At 57.3% G+C, this 16948-nt stretch carries 17 protein-coding genes; 4 read left to right on the top strand and 13 right to left on the bottom strand.

Going from position 1 to position 16948, the window contains the following annotated elements:
* Positions 1-134: 134 nt before the first annotated feature.
* From msrQ to H7698_RS21610, 6 genes are all read right to left on the bottom strand, one after another.
* Entirely contained in the window at positions 135-755 is a 621-nt protein-coding gene (gene msrQ / locus H7698_RS21585; RefSeq protein WP_194692767.1) for a protein-methionine-sulfoxide reductase heme-binding subunit MsrQ, read from the bottom strand.
* Positions 755-1768, bottom strand: a complete 1014-nt coding sequence (gene msrP, locus H7698_RS21590; RefSeq protein ID WP_194692768.1) for a protein-methionine-sulfoxide reductase catalytic subunit MsrP — start codon at positions 1766-1768, stop codon at positions 755-757. Before msrP ends, msrQ begins: the two co-directional genes overlap by 1 nt.
* A 58-nt stretch (positions 1769-1826) precedes the next feature.
* Complete coding sequence (pssA, locus tag H7698_RS21595; RefSeq protein ID WP_162437840.1) at positions 1827-2681, bottom strand: CDP-diacylglycerol--serine O-phosphatidyltransferase; 855 nt, start codon at positions 2679-2681, stop codon at positions 1827-1829.
* A gap of 144 nt (positions 2682-2825) precedes the next feature.
* Positions 2826-3842, bottom strand: coding sequence for a ketol-acid reductoisomerase (gene ilvC, locus H7698_RS21600; protein WP_007948647.1), 1017 nt, complete (start codon positions 3840-3842; stop codon positions 2826-2828).
* 48 nt (positions 3843-3890) lie between these two features.
* A complete protein-coding gene (gene ilvN, locus H7698_RS21605; protein WP_003176102.1) occupies positions 3891-4382 on the bottom strand; it encodes an acetolactate synthase small subunit in 492 nt (163 codons plus the stop codon).
* A gap of 2 nt (positions 4383-4384) precedes the next feature.
* Positions 4385-6109: an acetolactate synthase 3 large subunit gene (locus tag H7698_RS21610; RefSeq protein WP_162437839.1), complete on the bottom strand. Its 1725-nt coding sequence runs from the start codon at positions 6107-6109 to the stop codon at positions 4385-4387.
* 400 nt (positions 6110-6509) lie between these two features.
* On the opposite strand from H7698_RS21610, the gene H7698_RS21615 reads away from it, so the two are divergent.
* On the top strand, positions 6510-6923 hold the full coding sequence (locus H7698_RS21615; protein WP_194692769.1) for a DUF4124 domain-containing protein: 414 nt from the start codon (positions 6510-6512) through the stop codon (positions 6921-6923).
* Between the two features lie 144 nt (positions 6924-7067).
* On the opposite strand, the gene H7698_RS21620 is transcribed toward H7698_RS21615, so the two are convergent.
* From H7698_RS21620 to mrcB, 3 genes are read right to left on the bottom strand one after another with little or no spacing between them, the layout of a single operon-like run.
* Entirely contained in the window at positions 7068-7403 is a 336-nt protein-coding gene (locus H7698_RS21620; protein ID WP_162437837.1) for a YqcC family protein, read from the bottom strand.
* Positions 7403-8140, bottom strand: a complete 738-nt coding sequence (locus tag H7698_RS21625) for a tetratricopeptide repeat protein (protein ID WP_194692770.1) — start codon at positions 8138-8140, stop codon at positions 7403-7405. Before H7698_RS21625 ends, H7698_RS21620 begins: the two co-directional genes overlap by 1 nt.
* Positions 8141-8156: 16 nt before the next feature.
* A complete protein-coding gene (gene mrcB, locus H7698_RS21630; protein ID WP_194692771.1) occupies positions 8157-10481 on the bottom strand; it encodes a penicillin-binding protein 1B in 2325 nt (774 codons plus the stop codon).
* Between the two features lie 117 nt (positions 10482-10598).
* On the opposite strand from mrcB, the gene H7698_RS21635 reads away from it, so the two are divergent.
* The 3 genes from H7698_RS21635 to H7698_RS21645 all read left to right on the top strand — a co-directional run bounded on the left by H7698_RS21635 (position 10599) and on the right by H7698_RS21645 (position 13104).
* Positions 10599-12155: a bifunctional aminoglycoside phosphotransferase/ATP-binding protein gene (locus H7698_RS21635; RefSeq protein ID WP_194692772.1), complete on the top strand. Its 1557-nt coding sequence runs from the start codon at positions 10599-10601 to the stop codon at positions 12153-12155.
* 88 nt (positions 12156-12243) lie between these two features.
* Entirely contained in the window at positions 12244-12588 is a 345-nt protein-coding gene (locus H7698_RS21640; RefSeq protein ID WP_194692773.1) for a pentapeptide repeat-containing protein, read from the top strand.
* 243 nt (positions 12589-12831) lie between these two features.
* Complete coding sequence (locus H7698_RS21645) at positions 12832-13104, top strand: TfoX/Sxy family protein (RefSeq protein ID WP_007971093.1); 273 nt, start codon at positions 12832-12834, stop codon at positions 13102-13104.
* A gap of 249 nt (positions 13105-13353) precedes the next feature.
* Here H7698_RS21645 and H7698_RS21650 read toward each other — a convergent pair whose 3' ends face one another.
* Genes H7698_RS21650 through H7698_RS21665 form a run of 4 tightly spaced genes read right to left on the bottom strand, consistent with a single transcriptional unit; the run spans position 13354 to position 16912 of the window.
* On the bottom strand, positions 13354-14217 hold the full coding sequence (locus tag H7698_RS21650) for a ChaN family lipoprotein (protein ID WP_194692774.1): 864 nt from the start codon (positions 14215-14217) through the stop codon (positions 13354-13356).
* A gap of 21 nt (positions 14218-14238) precedes the next feature.
* On the bottom strand, positions 14239-15006 hold the full coding sequence (locus H7698_RS21655; protein ID WP_194692775.1) for a heme ABC transporter ATP-binding protein: 768 nt from the start codon (positions 15004-15006) through the stop codon (positions 14239-14241).
* Positions 15006-16043, bottom strand: a complete 1038-nt coding sequence (locus tag H7698_RS21660) for a FecCD family ABC transporter permease (protein WP_194692776.1) — start codon at positions 16041-16043, stop codon at positions 15006-15008. Before H7698_RS21660 ends, H7698_RS21655 begins: the two co-directional genes overlap by 1 nt.
* Positions 16040-16912, bottom strand: coding sequence for a heme/hemin ABC transporter substrate-binding protein (locus H7698_RS21665; protein WP_194692777.1), 873 nt, complete (start codon positions 16910-16912; stop codon positions 16040-16042). The genes H7698_RS21660 and H7698_RS21665 overlap by 4 nt, the downstream gene beginning before the upstream one ends.
* Between the last annotated feature and the right edge of the window lie 36 nt (positions 16913-16948).

Here is a 16948-nt window from a genome sequence, read left to right on the forward strand (position 1 = left end):
TTCGCGCTTCGATGACCTGAAGCAACTCACTGCCGAAAACCGCGTAACTCTTTGTTTACCAAGGAGTTTTCCGTTTCGACTGCGCCGGAAGTGGGGCGAATTATAGACATCCTGAATCTGCCGTCAACCCTTAATTACGCCTTTCGTGCAGAAGATCCCTTTTTATTGGTTAATCGTGGAATTCGGCGGCTTACAGAAGGGATTCGCATCACCAATAGCAGTACACCTATAGAGGCGTAGATCACCCACTCCTTCAAGTCAGCGCGCACGATCCACAGCATATGCAGCAAGCCAAGACCGAGGATCACATAGACCAGGCGATGCAGCTTCTTCCATCGCCCCCCCAAACGGCGCTGACTGAACCGATTAGAGGTCACTGCCAACACCAACAAACCGAGAAACCCCAGCACTCCGACAATAATGTAAGGCCGCTTGCGCAATTCGACACCCAGCTGCGACCAATCGAACCCGAGGATAAAAGCGGTATAGCCGCTCAGATGCAGCACCACATATGCAAAACACCAAAGACCCAGTTGACGCCGTACAGCTACCCACCCCGCCCAACCGGTAAGCTTCTGCAAAGGCGTCATGCTCAAAGTAATCAGGAGTAACACCAGAGTTCCCAGCCCCAAGCGGTCGACCAGCACCTTCCCGGGATCAGGACCCAGTACATCCTCCCAAGCCTGATAAAGCCAAAGTACAGGCCACATCGCCGCAGCGATGAAAATCCCGATACGCCAGAACGGATAACGCATCAGTAATTCTTCCGCAGATCGAGCCCTGCATATAAGGAAGCGACTTCATCCGCATAGCCGTTGAACATTTGGGTGTCGCGCACATTGGGTTTGAACAGACCACTCGGCAATCTGCGCTCGCGTGCCTGGGTCCAGCGAGGATGATCTACTTCGGGATTCACATTCGCATAGAAGCCATACTCATCGGCAGCGATACTCTGCCAGGTCGTTTTCGGCTGCTCGCTCACCAGACTGATACGCACGATGGATTTGACGCTCTTGAAGCCGTACTTCCAGGGCACCACCAAACGCAGCGGCGCACCGTTCTGATTAGGCAACTCTCGCCCATACATGCCCACCGCAAGAATCGCCAACGGATTCATCGCCTCATCCAGGCGCAGCCCTTCTATATAAGGCCAGTCGATCAACGCAAAACCGGAACGCTGGCCCGGCATGCTCTTGGGGTCCTGCAGGGTTTCGAAGCGGATGTATTTGGCGCTGGAGGTTGGCTCGACTTCTTTGAGTAACGCCGAAATGGGGAATCCGATCCAGGGAATGACCATCGACCACGCCTCCACACAGCGGAGTCGGTAAATCCGCTCCTCTAAATGGTAGGGCTTCATGAAATCTTCCAGTGCATACCGCCCCGGCTTACCCACCTCCCCATCCACCACGACGCTCCATGGCTCGGTCTTCAGCGCACCGGCATTCGCCGCCGGATCACCTTTATCGGTACCAAATTCATAGAAGTTGTTGTAATGGGTCGCGTCCTTGAACGGGGTGATAGCCTCATCCTTGACGTTCACTGCCCCCCATTTAGTGGACAGCAGCTTGTCCGCAAACCAGGAAGGCGCCTTGCCAGGCTCGACGTCGGCATATCGCGCAGCCTCATCAGCACCAGCCCAGCGAGGGAGACTGCTGACAGCCAGGCCGGCCACGGCAGCACCCAGCACATGACGACGGGAAAGATAGAGAGATTCAGGCGTAACGTCAGACTCATGACAGTCGGACGCTTTAGGAATTTTGATCAGCATGGCTACTCCGCAGTATTGGAGAACAGATACACCAATAGACTGCGGAGTATGAGGGATGTTACGCGTTCTTGTGCCGGCGAAGTCTCAAGAGATATTGCACCGGACCGGAGGCTGCATAAGCAAGGAAAACCAGCAGCAGAATGCGTGGTGGATCGCTGAACACTACCGCAAACACCAGGACCACAGCCAGGATCGCCACGAAAGGGACACGCCCCTTCAGATCCAGCTCCTTGAAGCTGTTGTACTTGATGTTACTGACCATCAGCATACCGGCAGCGGCAACCATCAATGCCACCAGGAAAGACATCTTGGAGCCCTGGATGCCGTAATCGCTGAAGGCCCAGACAATACCAGCAACTACACCCGCAGCAGCCGGACTGGCCAGACCGATGAAGTAGCGCTTATCCGCAGTGCCAACCTGAGTGTTGAAGCGTGCCAAGCGCAAAGCAGCGCCAGCTACATAGATGAAGGCAACCATCCAGCCAACCTTGCCCATGTCGCCCAACGCCCAGCCAAACGCCAGCAATGCCGGCGCAACACCAAAGGCAACCATGTCCGACAAAGAGTCGTACTCGGCGCCGAAAGCGCTTTGTGTATTGGTCATGCGAGCAACACGGCCATCAAGCCCGTCGAGGACCATGGCGACAAAGATCGCAATCGCAGCGAAAGCAAAATACTTGCTCGCATTGACTGAATCACCCGCACTCAATGCCGCCTGGGCGCTCATCGAATTGATGATGGAATAAAACCCTGCGAACAGATTCGCAGTAGTGAAAAGATTCGGCAGAAGATAGATACCACGATGCCGGACTTTACGACCTTCAGCGTCATGCCCTTCTTCGATATGTTCATCGATGGGCAGCAGGCTTTCGGCGTCAGAAGCCTGGTTTGGCTCTTCGGGACGTTCGCTCATGGACATTACCTTGCAACAGGGTGGAAAGTTTCGACAAGTGTCTGGGACGACGGTTCGGCCACAAACGATGCAGCTTTATACCAGAACCGGACTCCCAAACGAAAAAACGCGGCCTAGGCCGCGTTTTCCGTTCAACCGTGCGACTTAGTTTTTGGCTTTGTCGACGATCTTGTTGGCACCGATCCACGGCATCATGGAGCGCAGTTGCTCGCCGATGATTTCGATACCGTGAGCGGCGTTGTTGCGACGCTTGGCGGTCATCGAAGGATAGCCGGTCGCGCCTTCGCTGATGAACATCTTGGCGTATTCGCCGTCCTGAATACGTTTCAGGGCGTTGCGCATGGCCTGACGGGATTCGGCGTTGATCACTTCCGGACCGGTCACGTACTCGCCGTACTCGGCGTTGTTGGAGATCGAGTAGTTCATGTTGGCGATACCGCCTTCGTACATGAGGTCAACGATCAGCTTCAGTTCGTGCAGGCATTCGAAGTAGGCCATTTCCGGCGCGTAGCCAGCTTCGACCAGGGTTTCGAAACCGGCTTTTACCAGCTCAACGGTACCGCCGCACAGAACGGCTTGTTCGCCGAACAGGTCGGTTTCAGTCTCGTCCTTGAAAGTGGTTTCGATGATGCCGGTACGGCCGCCACCAACGCCAGCAGCGTAGGACAGCGCAACGTTCTTGGCGTTGCCGGAAGCATCCTGATAGATAGCGATCAGGTCAGGGATACCGCCGCCTTTGACGAACTCGGAACGCACGGTGTGACCCGGTGCTTTCGGCGCGATCATGATCACGTCGAGGTCGGCACGCGGAACAACCTGGTTGTAGTGAATCGCGAAACCGTGGGAGAAGGCCAGGGTGGCGCCCTTCTTGATGTTCGGCTCGATTTCGTTCTTGTAGAGAGCGGACTGGAACTCGTCCGGGGTCAGGATCATGACCAGGTCGGCAGCAGCAACAGCCGAAGCAACGTCGGTCACTTTCAAGCCGTGGGCTTCTGCTTTGGCAACGGTAGCCGAACCTTTACGCAGGCCAACGGTAACGTCAACGCCGGAGTCTTTCAGGTTGCACGCTTGAGCGTGACCCTGGGAGCCGTAACCAATGATGGCAACTTTCTTGCCCTGGATGATCGACAGGTCGCAGTCTTTTTCGTAATAAACTTTCATGAAATTCCCCTATATATCCAGGCCGTTCAGGCCATTCACTAATTTGGTTTAGATGCTGAGTACTTTGTCGCCGCGAGCAATCCCGGTCACGCCACTGCGGACGGTTTCCAGAATCGAGGCAGTGCCAATGGACTGAATGAAGCTGTCGAGCTTGTCGCTGGTACCGGTCAGTTGAACGGTATACACGCTGGCGCTGACATCGACGATCTGCCCACGATAAATATCGGTAGTGCGCTTGATCTCGGCGCGCTGGGCGCCGGTGGCCTTGACCTTGACCAGCATCAGCTCGCGCTCGATGTGAGCACTCTCCGACAGGTCGACCAATTTGACCACTTCAATCAACTTGTTCAGGTTTTTGGTGATCTGCTCGATCACTTCGTCATGACCAACCGTGGTCAACGTCAGACGCGACAGTGTCGGGTCTTCGGTCGGTGCCACTGTCAGGCTTTCGATGTTGTAGTTGCGCTGCGAGAACAGGCCGACTACACGAGACAGAGCGCCAGGTTCGTTTTCCAGAAGCAAGGAAATAATGTGCCGCATGATTAAGTACGCTCCGTCTTGCTCAGCCACATATCGCGCATGGAGCCGTCTTTGATCTGCATCGGATAGACGTGCTCGCTGGTGTCCACCGAGATATCGATAACCACCAGACGGTCTTTCATGGCGAACGCCTCTTCCATCTTCGACTTCAAATCTTTCGAGTCGGTGATGCGTACGCCAACATGACCATAGGCCTCTGCCAGCTTGACGAAGTCAGGCAACGATTCCATGTAGGAATGCGAGTGGCGACTGCCATAACTCATGTCCTGCCACTGGCGAACCATGCCCAACACACCGTTGTTCAGGATGACGATTTTTACCGGCAAACCGTACTGCAGGCAGGTCGACAACTCCTGAATGTTCATCTGGATGCTGCCCTCGCCCGTCACACAGGCGACGTCATCATCCGGAAAGCTCAACTTGATCCCCATGGCCGCTGGAAAGCCGAAGCCCATGGTGCCCAGGCCACCGGAGTTGATCCAGCGGTTCGGCTTGTTGAACTTGTAGTACTGCGCGGCGAACATCTGGTGCTGACCCACGTCTGAGGTGACATAGGCATCGCCCTTGGTCACTTCGCACAGGGTTTCGATCACGGTCTGCGGCTTGATGATGCTGCCGTCGCCCTTGTCATAAGGGAACAGGCCGCGGTCACCGCGCCATTCGTCAACTTGCTTCCACCAACTGGCAACGGACTCCTTGTTCGGGGTCTCGCCGATCTCCTTGAGAATCGCGACCATTTCGGTCAGGACACTCTCGACCGGGCCAACGATAGGCACATCGGCTTTGATAGTCTTGGAAATCGAAGCCGGGTCGATGTCGATGTGAATGATCTTGGCGTTCGGGCAAAACTTGGCCGGGCCATTGATCACGCGATCGTCGAAACGAGCGCCAACAGCAAGGATCACATCGGCATGGTGCATCGCCAGGTTAGCGGTGTAGCTGCCGTGCATGCCGAGCATGCCGATAAACTGACGGTCCGTGCCAGGGTAGGCACCGAGACCCATCAGGGTATTGGTCACTGGAAGGTTAAGCATCTTCGCCAGCTCGGTCAGCGGCGCGGAGCCACCACCAAGGATCACGCCGCCGCCCGCATACAACACAGGACGTTTGGCCGCCAGGAGCATCTCTGCTGCCTTTCGGATTTGCCCGGAGTGACCGCGGACAGCCGGACTGTAGGAACGCAGCTTGGCTTTTTTCGGGAAGATGTATTCGAACTTCTCGGCCGGGTTGGTCATGTCTTTCGGGATATCGACAACGACCGGACCAGGACGACCGGATTGCGCCAGGTAGAACGCCTTCTTCATGACTTCCGGAATTTCCGATGCGTGCTTGATCATGAAGCTGTGCTTCACGATCGGCCGGGAGATACCGATCATGTCGGTTTCCTGGAACGCATCGGTGCCTACCATGGTGCTAGGCACCTGGCCGGAAATGATCACCATCGGAATGGAGTCCATGTACGCCGTGGCAATACCGGTAATGGCATTGGTTGCGCCCGGCCCGGAAGTTACCAGCACCACACCGGCTTTACCGGTTGCGCGGGCATAGCCGTCAGCCATATGGGTCGCAGCCTGCTCATGACGAACCAGGATGTGAGTCACTTCCGGTTCTTTGAACAGCGCGTCGTAAACATGAAGAAGAGCACCACCCGGGTACCCGTAGATGTACTTGACGCCTTCGTCACGCAAAAAGCGGACGAGCATCTCACCGCCAGATAAAAGCTCCACGTTGTTCACCTCTAAAACGCCAGAATACCGCCCACTTCAAAGAGGACGGGTCTTAATAGGTTTACTTCTCAGCAGAGCATGAGCGACGGTGGTCGCCGACTACGTCAGCACTGACTGAGCAAGTATTGGGATCGTCCCAAGTGTTGCGGGCCTTTCCCACCCAGCGCGAGGTAACGCGTTGCGGGTGTAACAGGTCGGCGCGGATGTGCGCCTCATGATCTGCTGAGTGGGTCTGCTTCTGGCAGTCCCTCTACAGCGGACTTTGGATTCTTCTGTTTCGCCCTCTCCAAGTCAAGTCGTCTATGTGCTTTATTGAAGTAAGCGCATGAGAAAGCAAGAAAAAACCGCTAAACAGCAACTGTGTTAGCTTCAATTGCGCAACTCATGGCAAGGAAATGGCATGCGAACTTTATTGATGGTCAGTCTGTTGATCAGCCCTTTGTGTATGGCCGGTCAAATCTATAAATGGGTCGACGCCCAAGGCGTTACCCATTTCGACGCTCAACCACCCCAAGGCCAGGCGTCGACAACAGTGGTCACGCCCTCTGCGCCTGCAAGCAAATCGACGCTACCTGCACGCAGCAACGTCATAGGCGATCAGCAGGCAATCGACAAATCGGTGAAAGAGCAGGTCGCTGATCAACAGGCCCAGTTGAAAGTGTTCTGCGAACAGGCACGCACCAACCTTGCTCAACTGCAGAACAATCCAAGGCTACGAGAGGATGTGGGTGGCGAGATGCGTCGCCTGACCGATCAACAGCGTAAGGAGCGAACAAGCGAAGCACAGAAACAGATTGCGGAGAACTGCCAATAGGTGCGGATAGATAGCTGTAGGCGCTGCCGAGTGAAACGAGGCTGTGATATTCGATTTTGCTTTTCAAGAACAAGATCAAAAGATCGCAGCCTCGTTTCAATCGACAGCTCCTACAAGCCTTACAGATCCAACAATGAATCGGCCTTAGCGCGAGGCCGTGATCAGCAGGTCGAACTCTTTGAGCAGCACCTGCAATTGACGATCTTTGCCCTGGACGTTACGGGCAGCGAAAACCATTTCGGCCATTTCCTGAATCCCCGAGGCATTGGGCAACGGTAGATCCTGCTCCAGGATCACTTTCATCCTCGGCAGGAAGATCCATTGCAGCCATTGCTCGAAATCCAGGGTGTCGACCGAAAAGGGCTCGACACTGGAAAGCGCTTCGACCGATGGAGAAACCTCGTCCCACCAGCCCTGAACACGCAACTCGCGCTCGATCAACAGCAACTGTTCGGCGATCTTCGGGAAGCGTTCGTCCATCACAGCGAAACCTTGGCCTTCTGACGGGCCAATGCGGCGCCAGCGGAATCACCCTGTTTTTCACGCGCCTGAGCGATCAAACCCCACAAACTGGCCTGAAGATCCGGACGACCGTTGGCCATGGTCAGGCCACGTCGCGCGAACTGCTCAGCCTGTGCCGCATCGCCTTGGGCCATGCGGACCTGAGCCAGACGATAAAGCACCTGCGGTTCCCGAGGCGCCACTCGCTGAGCACGCTCAAGACTGGACGACGCACCGTTCAGATCACCACCGGCCTGTTGCTGCTGCGCGGTCGTCAACAGCGCCAATACCGGACCATCCAGTTGCTCATCGGCAGACAAGCCCCCTCCCGTACTGGCGGAGGGAATGCCGCTCGGCGTCGACGGCATGTTGTAGCTACCCTGATTGATCGGCGCCGACTGTACTGGCGAAGTGTCGATCGGCCCCGGAGTAATAGGGCCCGGCGTGATCGGCGACGTACTGATCGGCGCCGATGCTACCGCCCCGCCACCGGGCACCATGACCACTACACCGGTATCACCTTGCGGGATCGCCTGGGTCTGGGCTTGTGCAGGACGTTTCACTGTCGTCTGACGGAAACCGCCATTCGCCTGAATACGTTCGCTGTTGGACACGGCGCTGCCCGAATCCACTACCGGAATCGAACCACGCTGCACGGTGGAACAACCGCTGAGCAAAGCCACGGCGGTAACCGCTGGAATCAACCACTTGTTCACTTGAAACCCTCTTTGCTTAATTCATCCAGCCTTTGACCCAATCCATCACCGTTTCGCCAGAAGCAGGGCTTTCGCCACCGCAGGCGGCACCAGGAGGTGGTTCGCTGCCGCGAATATACGGCATCTGCACGACGCCTGGGCAGCTGGCATCCGAACCCTGCCCCGTGCGCGAATCGACCCACGCCTGCACGATGTTGTCGGGCTGCGGCATGTCCAACGGCAACGGATCGGCCTTGCGCATGAAACTGGACCAGACCTGCAATGCACCGGTAGCGCCGGTAAACGGCGTCTTGCCGTTATCATCGCGCCCCAACCACACCACCGCCAGCAAGTCCTGACTGAACCCTGCGAACCAGCTGTCTCGAGAGTCGTTACTGGTACCGGTCTTGCCGGCCAGCGTCAGGGTTTTCGGTAACACGTTGTAAACCGAACTGCCGGTACCTTCACGCATGACCCGCTGCATGGCACTTTGAATCAGATAAATGGACGCCGGATCGAAGCGTTGCTCGATCTGGAACGGGTAACGCTTGAGCGGCTCGCCTTCAGCAGTCAGCACGCTACGAATCCCGCGCATCGGCGTATTGAAACCACCGTTGGCCAGGGTCTGATACATGGTCGCGACTTCGATCGGAGTCAAACCTCCCGCCCCGAGCAACATCGAAGGGAAAGCCGGAAATTCACGAGTCACACCAAGGCGCGCCAGCGTCTTGAGCACGTTGGGTACACCCACCGCCAACCCAAGACGCGCGGTCGACAAGTTGTAGGAATGCGCCAACCCTTGATAAAGGAAAACCGTGCCATGGGAGCGGCGATCATAGTTCTGCGGCTTCCAGACCTGACCGTCAGCCCCCTTGACGGAAAAAGCATCATCGGACAGCCAACTGGTCAGCGTGTACTGGCTTGGCTTCTCAAGGGCGGTCAGATAAACCGCCGGCTTTATCAGCGAGCCAATCGGCCTGACCGCATCCAGTGCGCGGTTGAAACCGGCAAAACTGGCCTGCCGACTGCCGATCATGGCCTGGACTTCACCTGTTTCCGGGTTAGTCACGACCATGGCCGCTTCAACTTCATCGGACCCCTTACGCCCGGACAGACGCTTGAACGTATCGTTGACCGATGCTTCAGCTTTCATCTGCAGAATCGGGTCGAAACTGGTGAAAATCCGCAGGCCTTCCTCAGTCAAGTCTTCGTCACGATAATCCTGGCGCAGCTGACGCTTGACCAGATCGATGAAACCCGGGAACGAGCTATCAGCCAATTTGCCGCGCGTAGTCACACCCAGTGGCATTTTCTTCGCTGCAGCAACCTGTTCGGCGGTGGCAACGCCTTGCTGCTCAAGCACGTCGAGCACCAGATTTCGCCGCTCAAGCGCGCGCTCAGGATTGCGACGCGGGTTGTAATAGGACGGTCCCTTGACCATACCGACCAGCAACGCAACCTGATGCAGTTTCAGCTCGGACAACGGCTGCCCGAAGAAGAACTGACTGGCCAGGCCAAAACCGTGTACCGCGCGCTGCCCATCCTGACCGACGAACACTTCATTGAGGTACGCCTCAAGAATTTCCCGCTTGTCGTAATGCAACTCAAGCAACATCGCCATCATGGCTTCGGTGAGTTTGCGAGACAGGCTGCGCTCGCTGGTCAGGTAGAAGTTCTTGACCAGTTGTTGCGTCAGCGTACTGCCGCCCTGCGTCATCCTGCCGCCAGAGGTGTTGACGTAAAGGGCTCGCATGATCGACTTGGGCGAAACGCCCCAGTGACTGTAGAAATCCCGGTCTTCAACTGCGACGAGGGTTTCCAGCAGGTACGGCGGGACCTGATCGATCTTGATCAGAATCCTGTCTTCGAGATTTTTCGGATAGATCCCACCGATCATCAGCGGCTCAAGCCGGACAACGGACAGCTTCGAACCGTTCGTCGCGGAGAGCTCGGCGACATAGTCACCCGAGAACCGGACACGCACCGGTTGGGCCTTCTCCATGCCTTCATAGAACTGGAAGCCACGGGTGTTCAGGTCGACAGTGTTGCCATTGACCGACGCAGCGCCCGGCCCATTGCTCACGCTTTCGCGCCGGTAGCCCAAAGCGTCCAGTTCGGTGAGGAAATCTTCTTTGCTCAGTTTCTGGCCGGTGAACAGTTCCAGCGGGCGGGCGTAGACCTTGGCCGGGATTGTCCAGCGCTTGCCAGAGAACTTCTCCTGGACGATGGCGTCGAGGTAAACCGCGAAACCGGCGAGCACCACAAGGCCGACCAGACTGAGTTTAAGGGCCCATCCCAGCCAGGGGCGCATGCCCTTGGAAGGTGGTTTTTTTGGAGTGCGGGGGGATCGAGTACGAGTCATGGCGGCGGATTATACGCACTTTATTCATACTCAACAGAAGCCCTCCGAGGTTTGCGTCGGGCGGACTTGCGGCCATAATGGCGACCGTGAATTTTCCCAGACTCTGAAGGATCGCCTGTGAGCCAGTCCCTGATCGCTGCCCTGCAAAACCCGGCCCTCTACCCGCATCCCGTAGAAGGGTTCCAGGTCATCGAGACCCACATTTCCTGGGTCCTGCTCACCGGCCCGTTTGCTTATAAAGTGAAGAAGCCCATGAATTTCGGCTTCCTCGACTTCACCAGTCTCGACGCTCGCGAGCATTTTTGCGGCGAAGAGCTGCGACTTAACCAACGTTTGACCAGCGATTTGTATCTTGAAGTGTTGCCGATAACTGGCAGCGCAGATGCCCCCCAACTGGGTGGTGAAGGACCGGCCATCGAATTTGCCCTGAAAATGCGCCAGTTTCCGCAGGCTAATCTCCTGAGCACGCTGCAGGCCAATGGTGAACTGACCACCGCGCACATCGACGAGATGGCCGCGCAAATTGCTCATTTCCACCTCAACGCGCCGAAAGTCCCCGCCGAACATGAAGCCGGTCAGCCGGACAGCGTGATGGCCCCTGTCAGTCAGAACTTCGAGCAAATCCGTCCATTCCTCAGCGACAAGGCCGATCTGCTGCAACTTGATGCCCTTCAAGCCTGGGCGGAAAGCAGCTTCGAACGCCTCAAACCGCTGTTTGCCCAGCGCAAGGCCGACGGTTTTATCCGCGAATGCCACGGTGATATCCATCTGGGTAACGCCACCCTGATTGACGGCAAAGTCGTGATCTTCGACTGCATCGAATTTAACGAGCCGTTCCGCTTCACCGACGTCTACGCCGACACCGGTTTCCTGGCGATGGACCTTGAAGACCGCGGTCTGAAAAGTCTGGCGCGCCGTTTCATCAGCCAATACCTGGAACTGACCGGCGATTACCAGGGCCTTGAACTGCTGAACTTCTACAAGGCCTACCGCGCGCTGGTTCGTGCCAAGGTCACCCTGTTCAGCATGCCAGCCGAAGCCGACCCTGTGCAGCGCGCGACAACGCTGCGTCAATATCGCAACTACGCCAACCTGGCTGAAAGCTACAGCACCATTCCTTCGCGTTTCATGGCCATCACCCACGGTGTTTCTGCTGTCGGCAAGAGCCGTGTGGCAATGCGCCTGGTGGAAGCACTGGGCGCGATTCGCCTGCGCTCCGATGTGGAACGCAAGCGCCTGTTCGGCGAGCAGACCGTGACAAACGATCCGCATGCCGGCATTTATAGCGCCGACGCCAGCGCCGCAACCTATACCCGCCTGCATGAAATCGCGGCCGTGATCCTGCGTGCCGGCTTCCCTGTCGTAGTCGACGCCACTTACCTCAAGCGTGAGCAACGCGACGGCGCAGCGAAAATCGCCGAGTCCACTGGCGCGCCGTTTTTGATCCTTGATTGCAACGCCCCACAAGCGGTCATCGAGGGGTGGTTGGCATTGCGCCAAGCCGATAAAACCGACCCTTCCGACGCTAACCTCGCGGTAATCGCCGATCAGCAGGCCAATCGCGAAGCCCTGACACCTGCAGAGATTCTGTGCAGCAAACGGGTTCAAACCAACGAAAGCGGGACGCTCGACACTGTCGTAGCGCAAATTCGCCAGCGACTGCCCGGCCTGTAAGGATATTTCAGCCGTGGGGCCAGCGTGGCTTCACGGCTGTCAAATAGTGGCACTATACTGGCGTCATAAAACCAACAGGTGATGTGACATGAGCCAGCCCAAACTCCTCGACACTCCGCTTTATGCCTTGCTGCACAAAGACGACATCACAGGTTTCAACAATGAACGCCCCGAGGAAGGAACCATCGACATGATCGGTGGTGACTTCCGCGGCCTGGACCTGCGTGAGTTGAATGCCGAAGGTGTCGACTTCACCGACGCTTATTTTCGCTCCGCCGACTTGCGCGGCATCGACTTTCGCAAATCCTCACTCGAAGGCGCCAGCCTGGCCCACGCGCAGATTTCCGGTGCCTATTTCCCCGCAGAACTGAGTGCGGACGAGATCCTTATGTCGATGAACTTCGGAACCCGTCTGCGATATCGCACTCGCTAAAAACGACCTGTTAACCGAACGGTCCAGCGCCCCCGCTTTGCGCTGGACTACGGGTCGTAACATCCGATCCACTCGATTCCGGCACCCTCTTTCGATTCGATTCACGTATTTCCTTGGACTCGGCGCCAATGTTTCTTAGAAGCATTTGCCCTGAAACCGACCAAAGAATCACGCTTTTCCTACTGATGGCTACACTCCTGAGAAGCTTGCCCACGCACCATTCGGCCGTCGCAAGGAGGCTTGATGAATGATGAACTGCAACACCTGAAGAATCTTGGCAAGACGTCGGCGCAATGGCTGCATGCCGTGGGCATCCACAGCGCCTCGGACTTGCGTCGCCTCGGGGCGGTGGATGCCTATCGAGCCGTGCGAACGCGCGGGTTTCGGGCGTCCAAGGTGTTGTTGTATGCAATCGAAGGCGCCCTGATGGATGTGCACTGGAACGACATTCCTGCAGAACGAAAGGAAGCGTTGAACAAGCAACTGGAGGCTATTTCGTCCCGTCACAAAAATTGAATAGACGTGAAACCCAATGATTTCGGGCCTCTAGATTGAATTTCTGTCGAATTTAAAGGCGATGAAAAATCAATTGTTGACATGGTAATGAGAATCGCTATGATTATCACAACTGGTCGCGAGACTGGTCGATATTTGAACAGCCCTTGGTTCGGACTCTCAGATATCTCCTCATCAGGCTAATCACGGTTATTTGACCCGGCTCTTGCCGGGTCTTTTTTTGCCTGTCGAAAAGCCCCCCGTACAGACTTACTTCTTCGACGGCTTGCCGAACTGTTTTCGCATCTGCTCACAGTAATCCGGGGTTGGCTTGTCCGGGGTGTACCAAACGTAATCGGCCATTTGCGACGTGACCTCGCTACCCTGCTGAGCCAGCATCAATACTGTCGGTGCTTCGGGTGCTCCCAGATCGAGCAGATGGATAGGCACGCCAACATCCTTGCGCGCATGAAACGCGCCGGCAAACAGCACCGAAGGCTCGGGGGCGGCAAGCAAGCGCTCAGCCATGCGTCTATCGCGCTGCTGCTGAACCGCCAGCATTGCAGGCATTTGCGACGCGGGTAACAGACCGCAATGCGAGTCACTGACTTGTTTCAGAAGCTCGTCCCTCACGGACGATGCATTGGAACGCGAACCGCTCAGCGTAGGTGGGGTTGTGTAGATGGCACGTACTTCAGGCACGTCCAGATTTGCCGCCAGCAATGGGTACGGTTGAGTCAGGGAAAATCGAACGATAGGCCCGTACAGGTCCCACTCCCAGCCAGACTGCCAGTCCAGAGATCCGGGCAAATCAGTCGGTGGCGTCGCAGCGTGACGTACCTCATCCACGCGAGGTTGCTGATCCGGCGTGAGCATCTCCAACAGCAAACTGCCCTGAGGCCGCCTATCCCCCAACGACTGCAACAACCACAATTGCAGCTCGTGGTGGTCGCGGTTGTCGTGCTGCTCACCCACGATCAGGCGTGAGGGCTTGGCCAACGCCGCAATCAGCTCCTGCGCCGTCAAAGACTGACCACTGTGCAGGTCGCGAATCTCACCCACCACAGGTGGCGGCGCTGAAACATGGGTACAGGCACTCAGCAACAACACTCCCAGCATCAGCATTAAGCGCATGGATTCACCCCAGTAATGGATCTAGCGGGCGATAATCAGCGGATGCCCGCGCTCCGGGTGCTGCTGCACCAGTACTTCCAGACCGAACACCGCCTGAAGTCGATCAGGACGTAACACCCGTTCCGGCGTATCCAGCGCAACAGGTCGTCCGCCTTCGAGCAGCAACAGTCGATCACAATAGCGCGCTGCCAGGTTCAGATCATGCAGGATCACCATTACCGCCGCACCACGATCGGCGAATTCGCGCACAGCTTGCAGTGTGGTGTGCTGATGCAATGGATCGAGCATCGACGTGGGCTCGTCGAGCAGCAAGGTCTGCCCCGCTTCACCTGGCCAGAGCTGTGCCAACACCCGCGCCAGATGTATTCGCTGACGCTCACCTCCGGACAGGGCCAGGTAACTTCGGCCGTGCAAATGGGCGGCATCGGCAGCGTTCAAGGCCGCCGCGACAATTTCGTCATCCCGGACACGACCACTCTGATAAGGCAAACGCCCCATGCCGACCACTTCTTCGACACGAAAGGCAAAGTCCAGCGTCGATACCTGCGGCAATACAGCCAGACGCTGGGCTCGCAACGGCCCGGTCCAGTGACTCAACTCATGCTCGTCGAGCCAGATGTTTCCGTGATCAGCCTTTAACTCGCCACACAAGGCGCCAAGCAACGTGCTCTTGCCGGCACCGTTAGGTCCCAGCACACCCAGGACTTCCCCCGGTTTGAGTTCAAGCGTGATATCCATCAGCACGGTCTTGCGGCCGCGGCGGATTTGCAGATTTTGCGTTCGCAGCATCAGGCGCGTCCTCTGAGGAGCAGGTACAGAAAGAACGGAGCACCAATGAACGCCGTAACAATGCCAATGGGCAGCTCGGCAGGCGCCAGTGCCAGCCGCGCTACCAGGTCAGCAAACAGCAAGAGACTGGCGCCGGCCAACACCGAGGCGGGTAACAGCACTCGATGATCAGGGCCGGCCAGCAGACGCACCAGATGCGGCACCACCAACCCGACAAAGCCAATCATTCCTGCCGCCGCCACAGCGGCCCCTACTCCCAGCGCCGTGCAGAAGACCAGCTCGCGCTTGAGCCTTTCAACGTCGATGCCCAGGTGCCCGGCTTCGGACTCTCCCAGTAACAATGCATTCAAGGCTTTGGCACGACGTGGCAGCCACAGCGCCACACCGGCGCTGATCAACAGCAATGGCCAAAGTCGCGAATAACTGGCGCCGTTGAGGCTGCCCAGGTTCCAGAACGCCAGGGTACGCAGGGTGGCGTCGTCCGCCAGATAGGTGAAAAGCCCAACGGCAGATCCTGCCAGAGCAGTCAAAGCAATGCCTGCCAACAACATTGTTGCAACGTTGGTCTGACCGTTACGCCGACCCAACCGATACACCAGCGCCGTCACACCCAGGCCGCCGAGAAAGGCGCACAGCGATAACAGGTAAGGCCCGAAAGCCTCCGGCAGACCGCCAAACGCCGAACCACCGACAATGGCAATCGCCGCGCCGAGCGCCGCGCCGCTGGAAACGCCCACCAACCCCGGATCGGCCAGTGGGTTACGAAAGAGACCCTGCATGGCCACGCCGGACAACGCCAGCACGCCTCCCACCGCCAAACCCAACAACGTTCGCGGCAGGCGTATTTGCCCGAGGATCAGCTCCGCCTGCTCCAGGCCCTCTGGCGCAATGGGCAGGCCGATCATGCGCAACGCTACGCGCAATGTGTCGAGCAACGGCAGACTGACCGGCCCAAGCGCCAGCGACAACCAGATCGCCAATAAGCACAGCAGGCTCAGGCCAATGAACAATGCACGCGGTTTAACCAGAACCGTCATTGTTTGGCGGTGCCGGGGAAGAAACCGTCAGACAGCTTTTTCAGTTCATCGGGTAACCGCGGCCCCAGCCCGCCGACCAGTAACGTCGGATCGAGCTCGATGACGCGCCCGTCCTTGGCCGCACGTGTCGAAGACAGAATAGGGTTTTCTTTAAACAAGGCGGCACGCGCCTCTTCGCCACTCAGCGCGCGATCGGCAAACACCAGCACTTCCGGGTCCAGGCTGATCAGGGATTCGACGGAAAACGGCTTGTACCCGGTATGCGTCGCCAGGTTATGCCCACCGGCGCGTTGCAGGAGCCAATCCGCGCTGGTGTCTTTGCCGGCGATCAGTGGCTTGCCGCCCGCGTGACCGATCAGCACCAGCACACCCGGTGACGGCTGACTCAACTGCGCCTGGGTGATCCGGACCTTTTGTTGATCAAGCTGTTGCTGGTAAGCCTGAAACAGTTTCGAAGCCCGGCCTTCGGCACCCAGCAACTTGCCCAAATGCTCCAGGTTACTCTGCAAAGCAGGCAAATCAGGCTGGGCTGAGAACAGTTCGACCTGCACTCCCGCGTTGCGGATCTGCGACAGTATCGGCGGTGGCCCCATTTCTTCGGTGCCGACCAATATTTGCGGGCGCAGGCTTAAAATGCCTTCAGCCGACAATTGCCGCTGGTAACCGATACTCGGCAGTGCCTTGAGTGTTTCCGGGTGCTGGCTGGTGGTATCGACACCGACCAACTTCGACTCACCACCCAGCGCGCTGACCCACTCCGACAGGGCGCCACCGGCACTGACCCAACGTTGTGGCAACTCGGTTGCGGCAACGTGGTGGCTGGCGAGGAGGCCAACACAGAGCGCAGCAACGCGGGGACTCAGGCGCATAAACAGCTTCCTTTAAAGTTTTTCCAGGCGTGGAGC

The sequence above is a fragment of the Pseudomonas sp. p50(2008) genome (assembly GCF_015351605.1).
Classification (GTDB): Bacteria; Pseudomonadota; Gammaproteobacteria; order Pseudomonadales; family Pseudomonadaceae; genus Aquipseudomonas.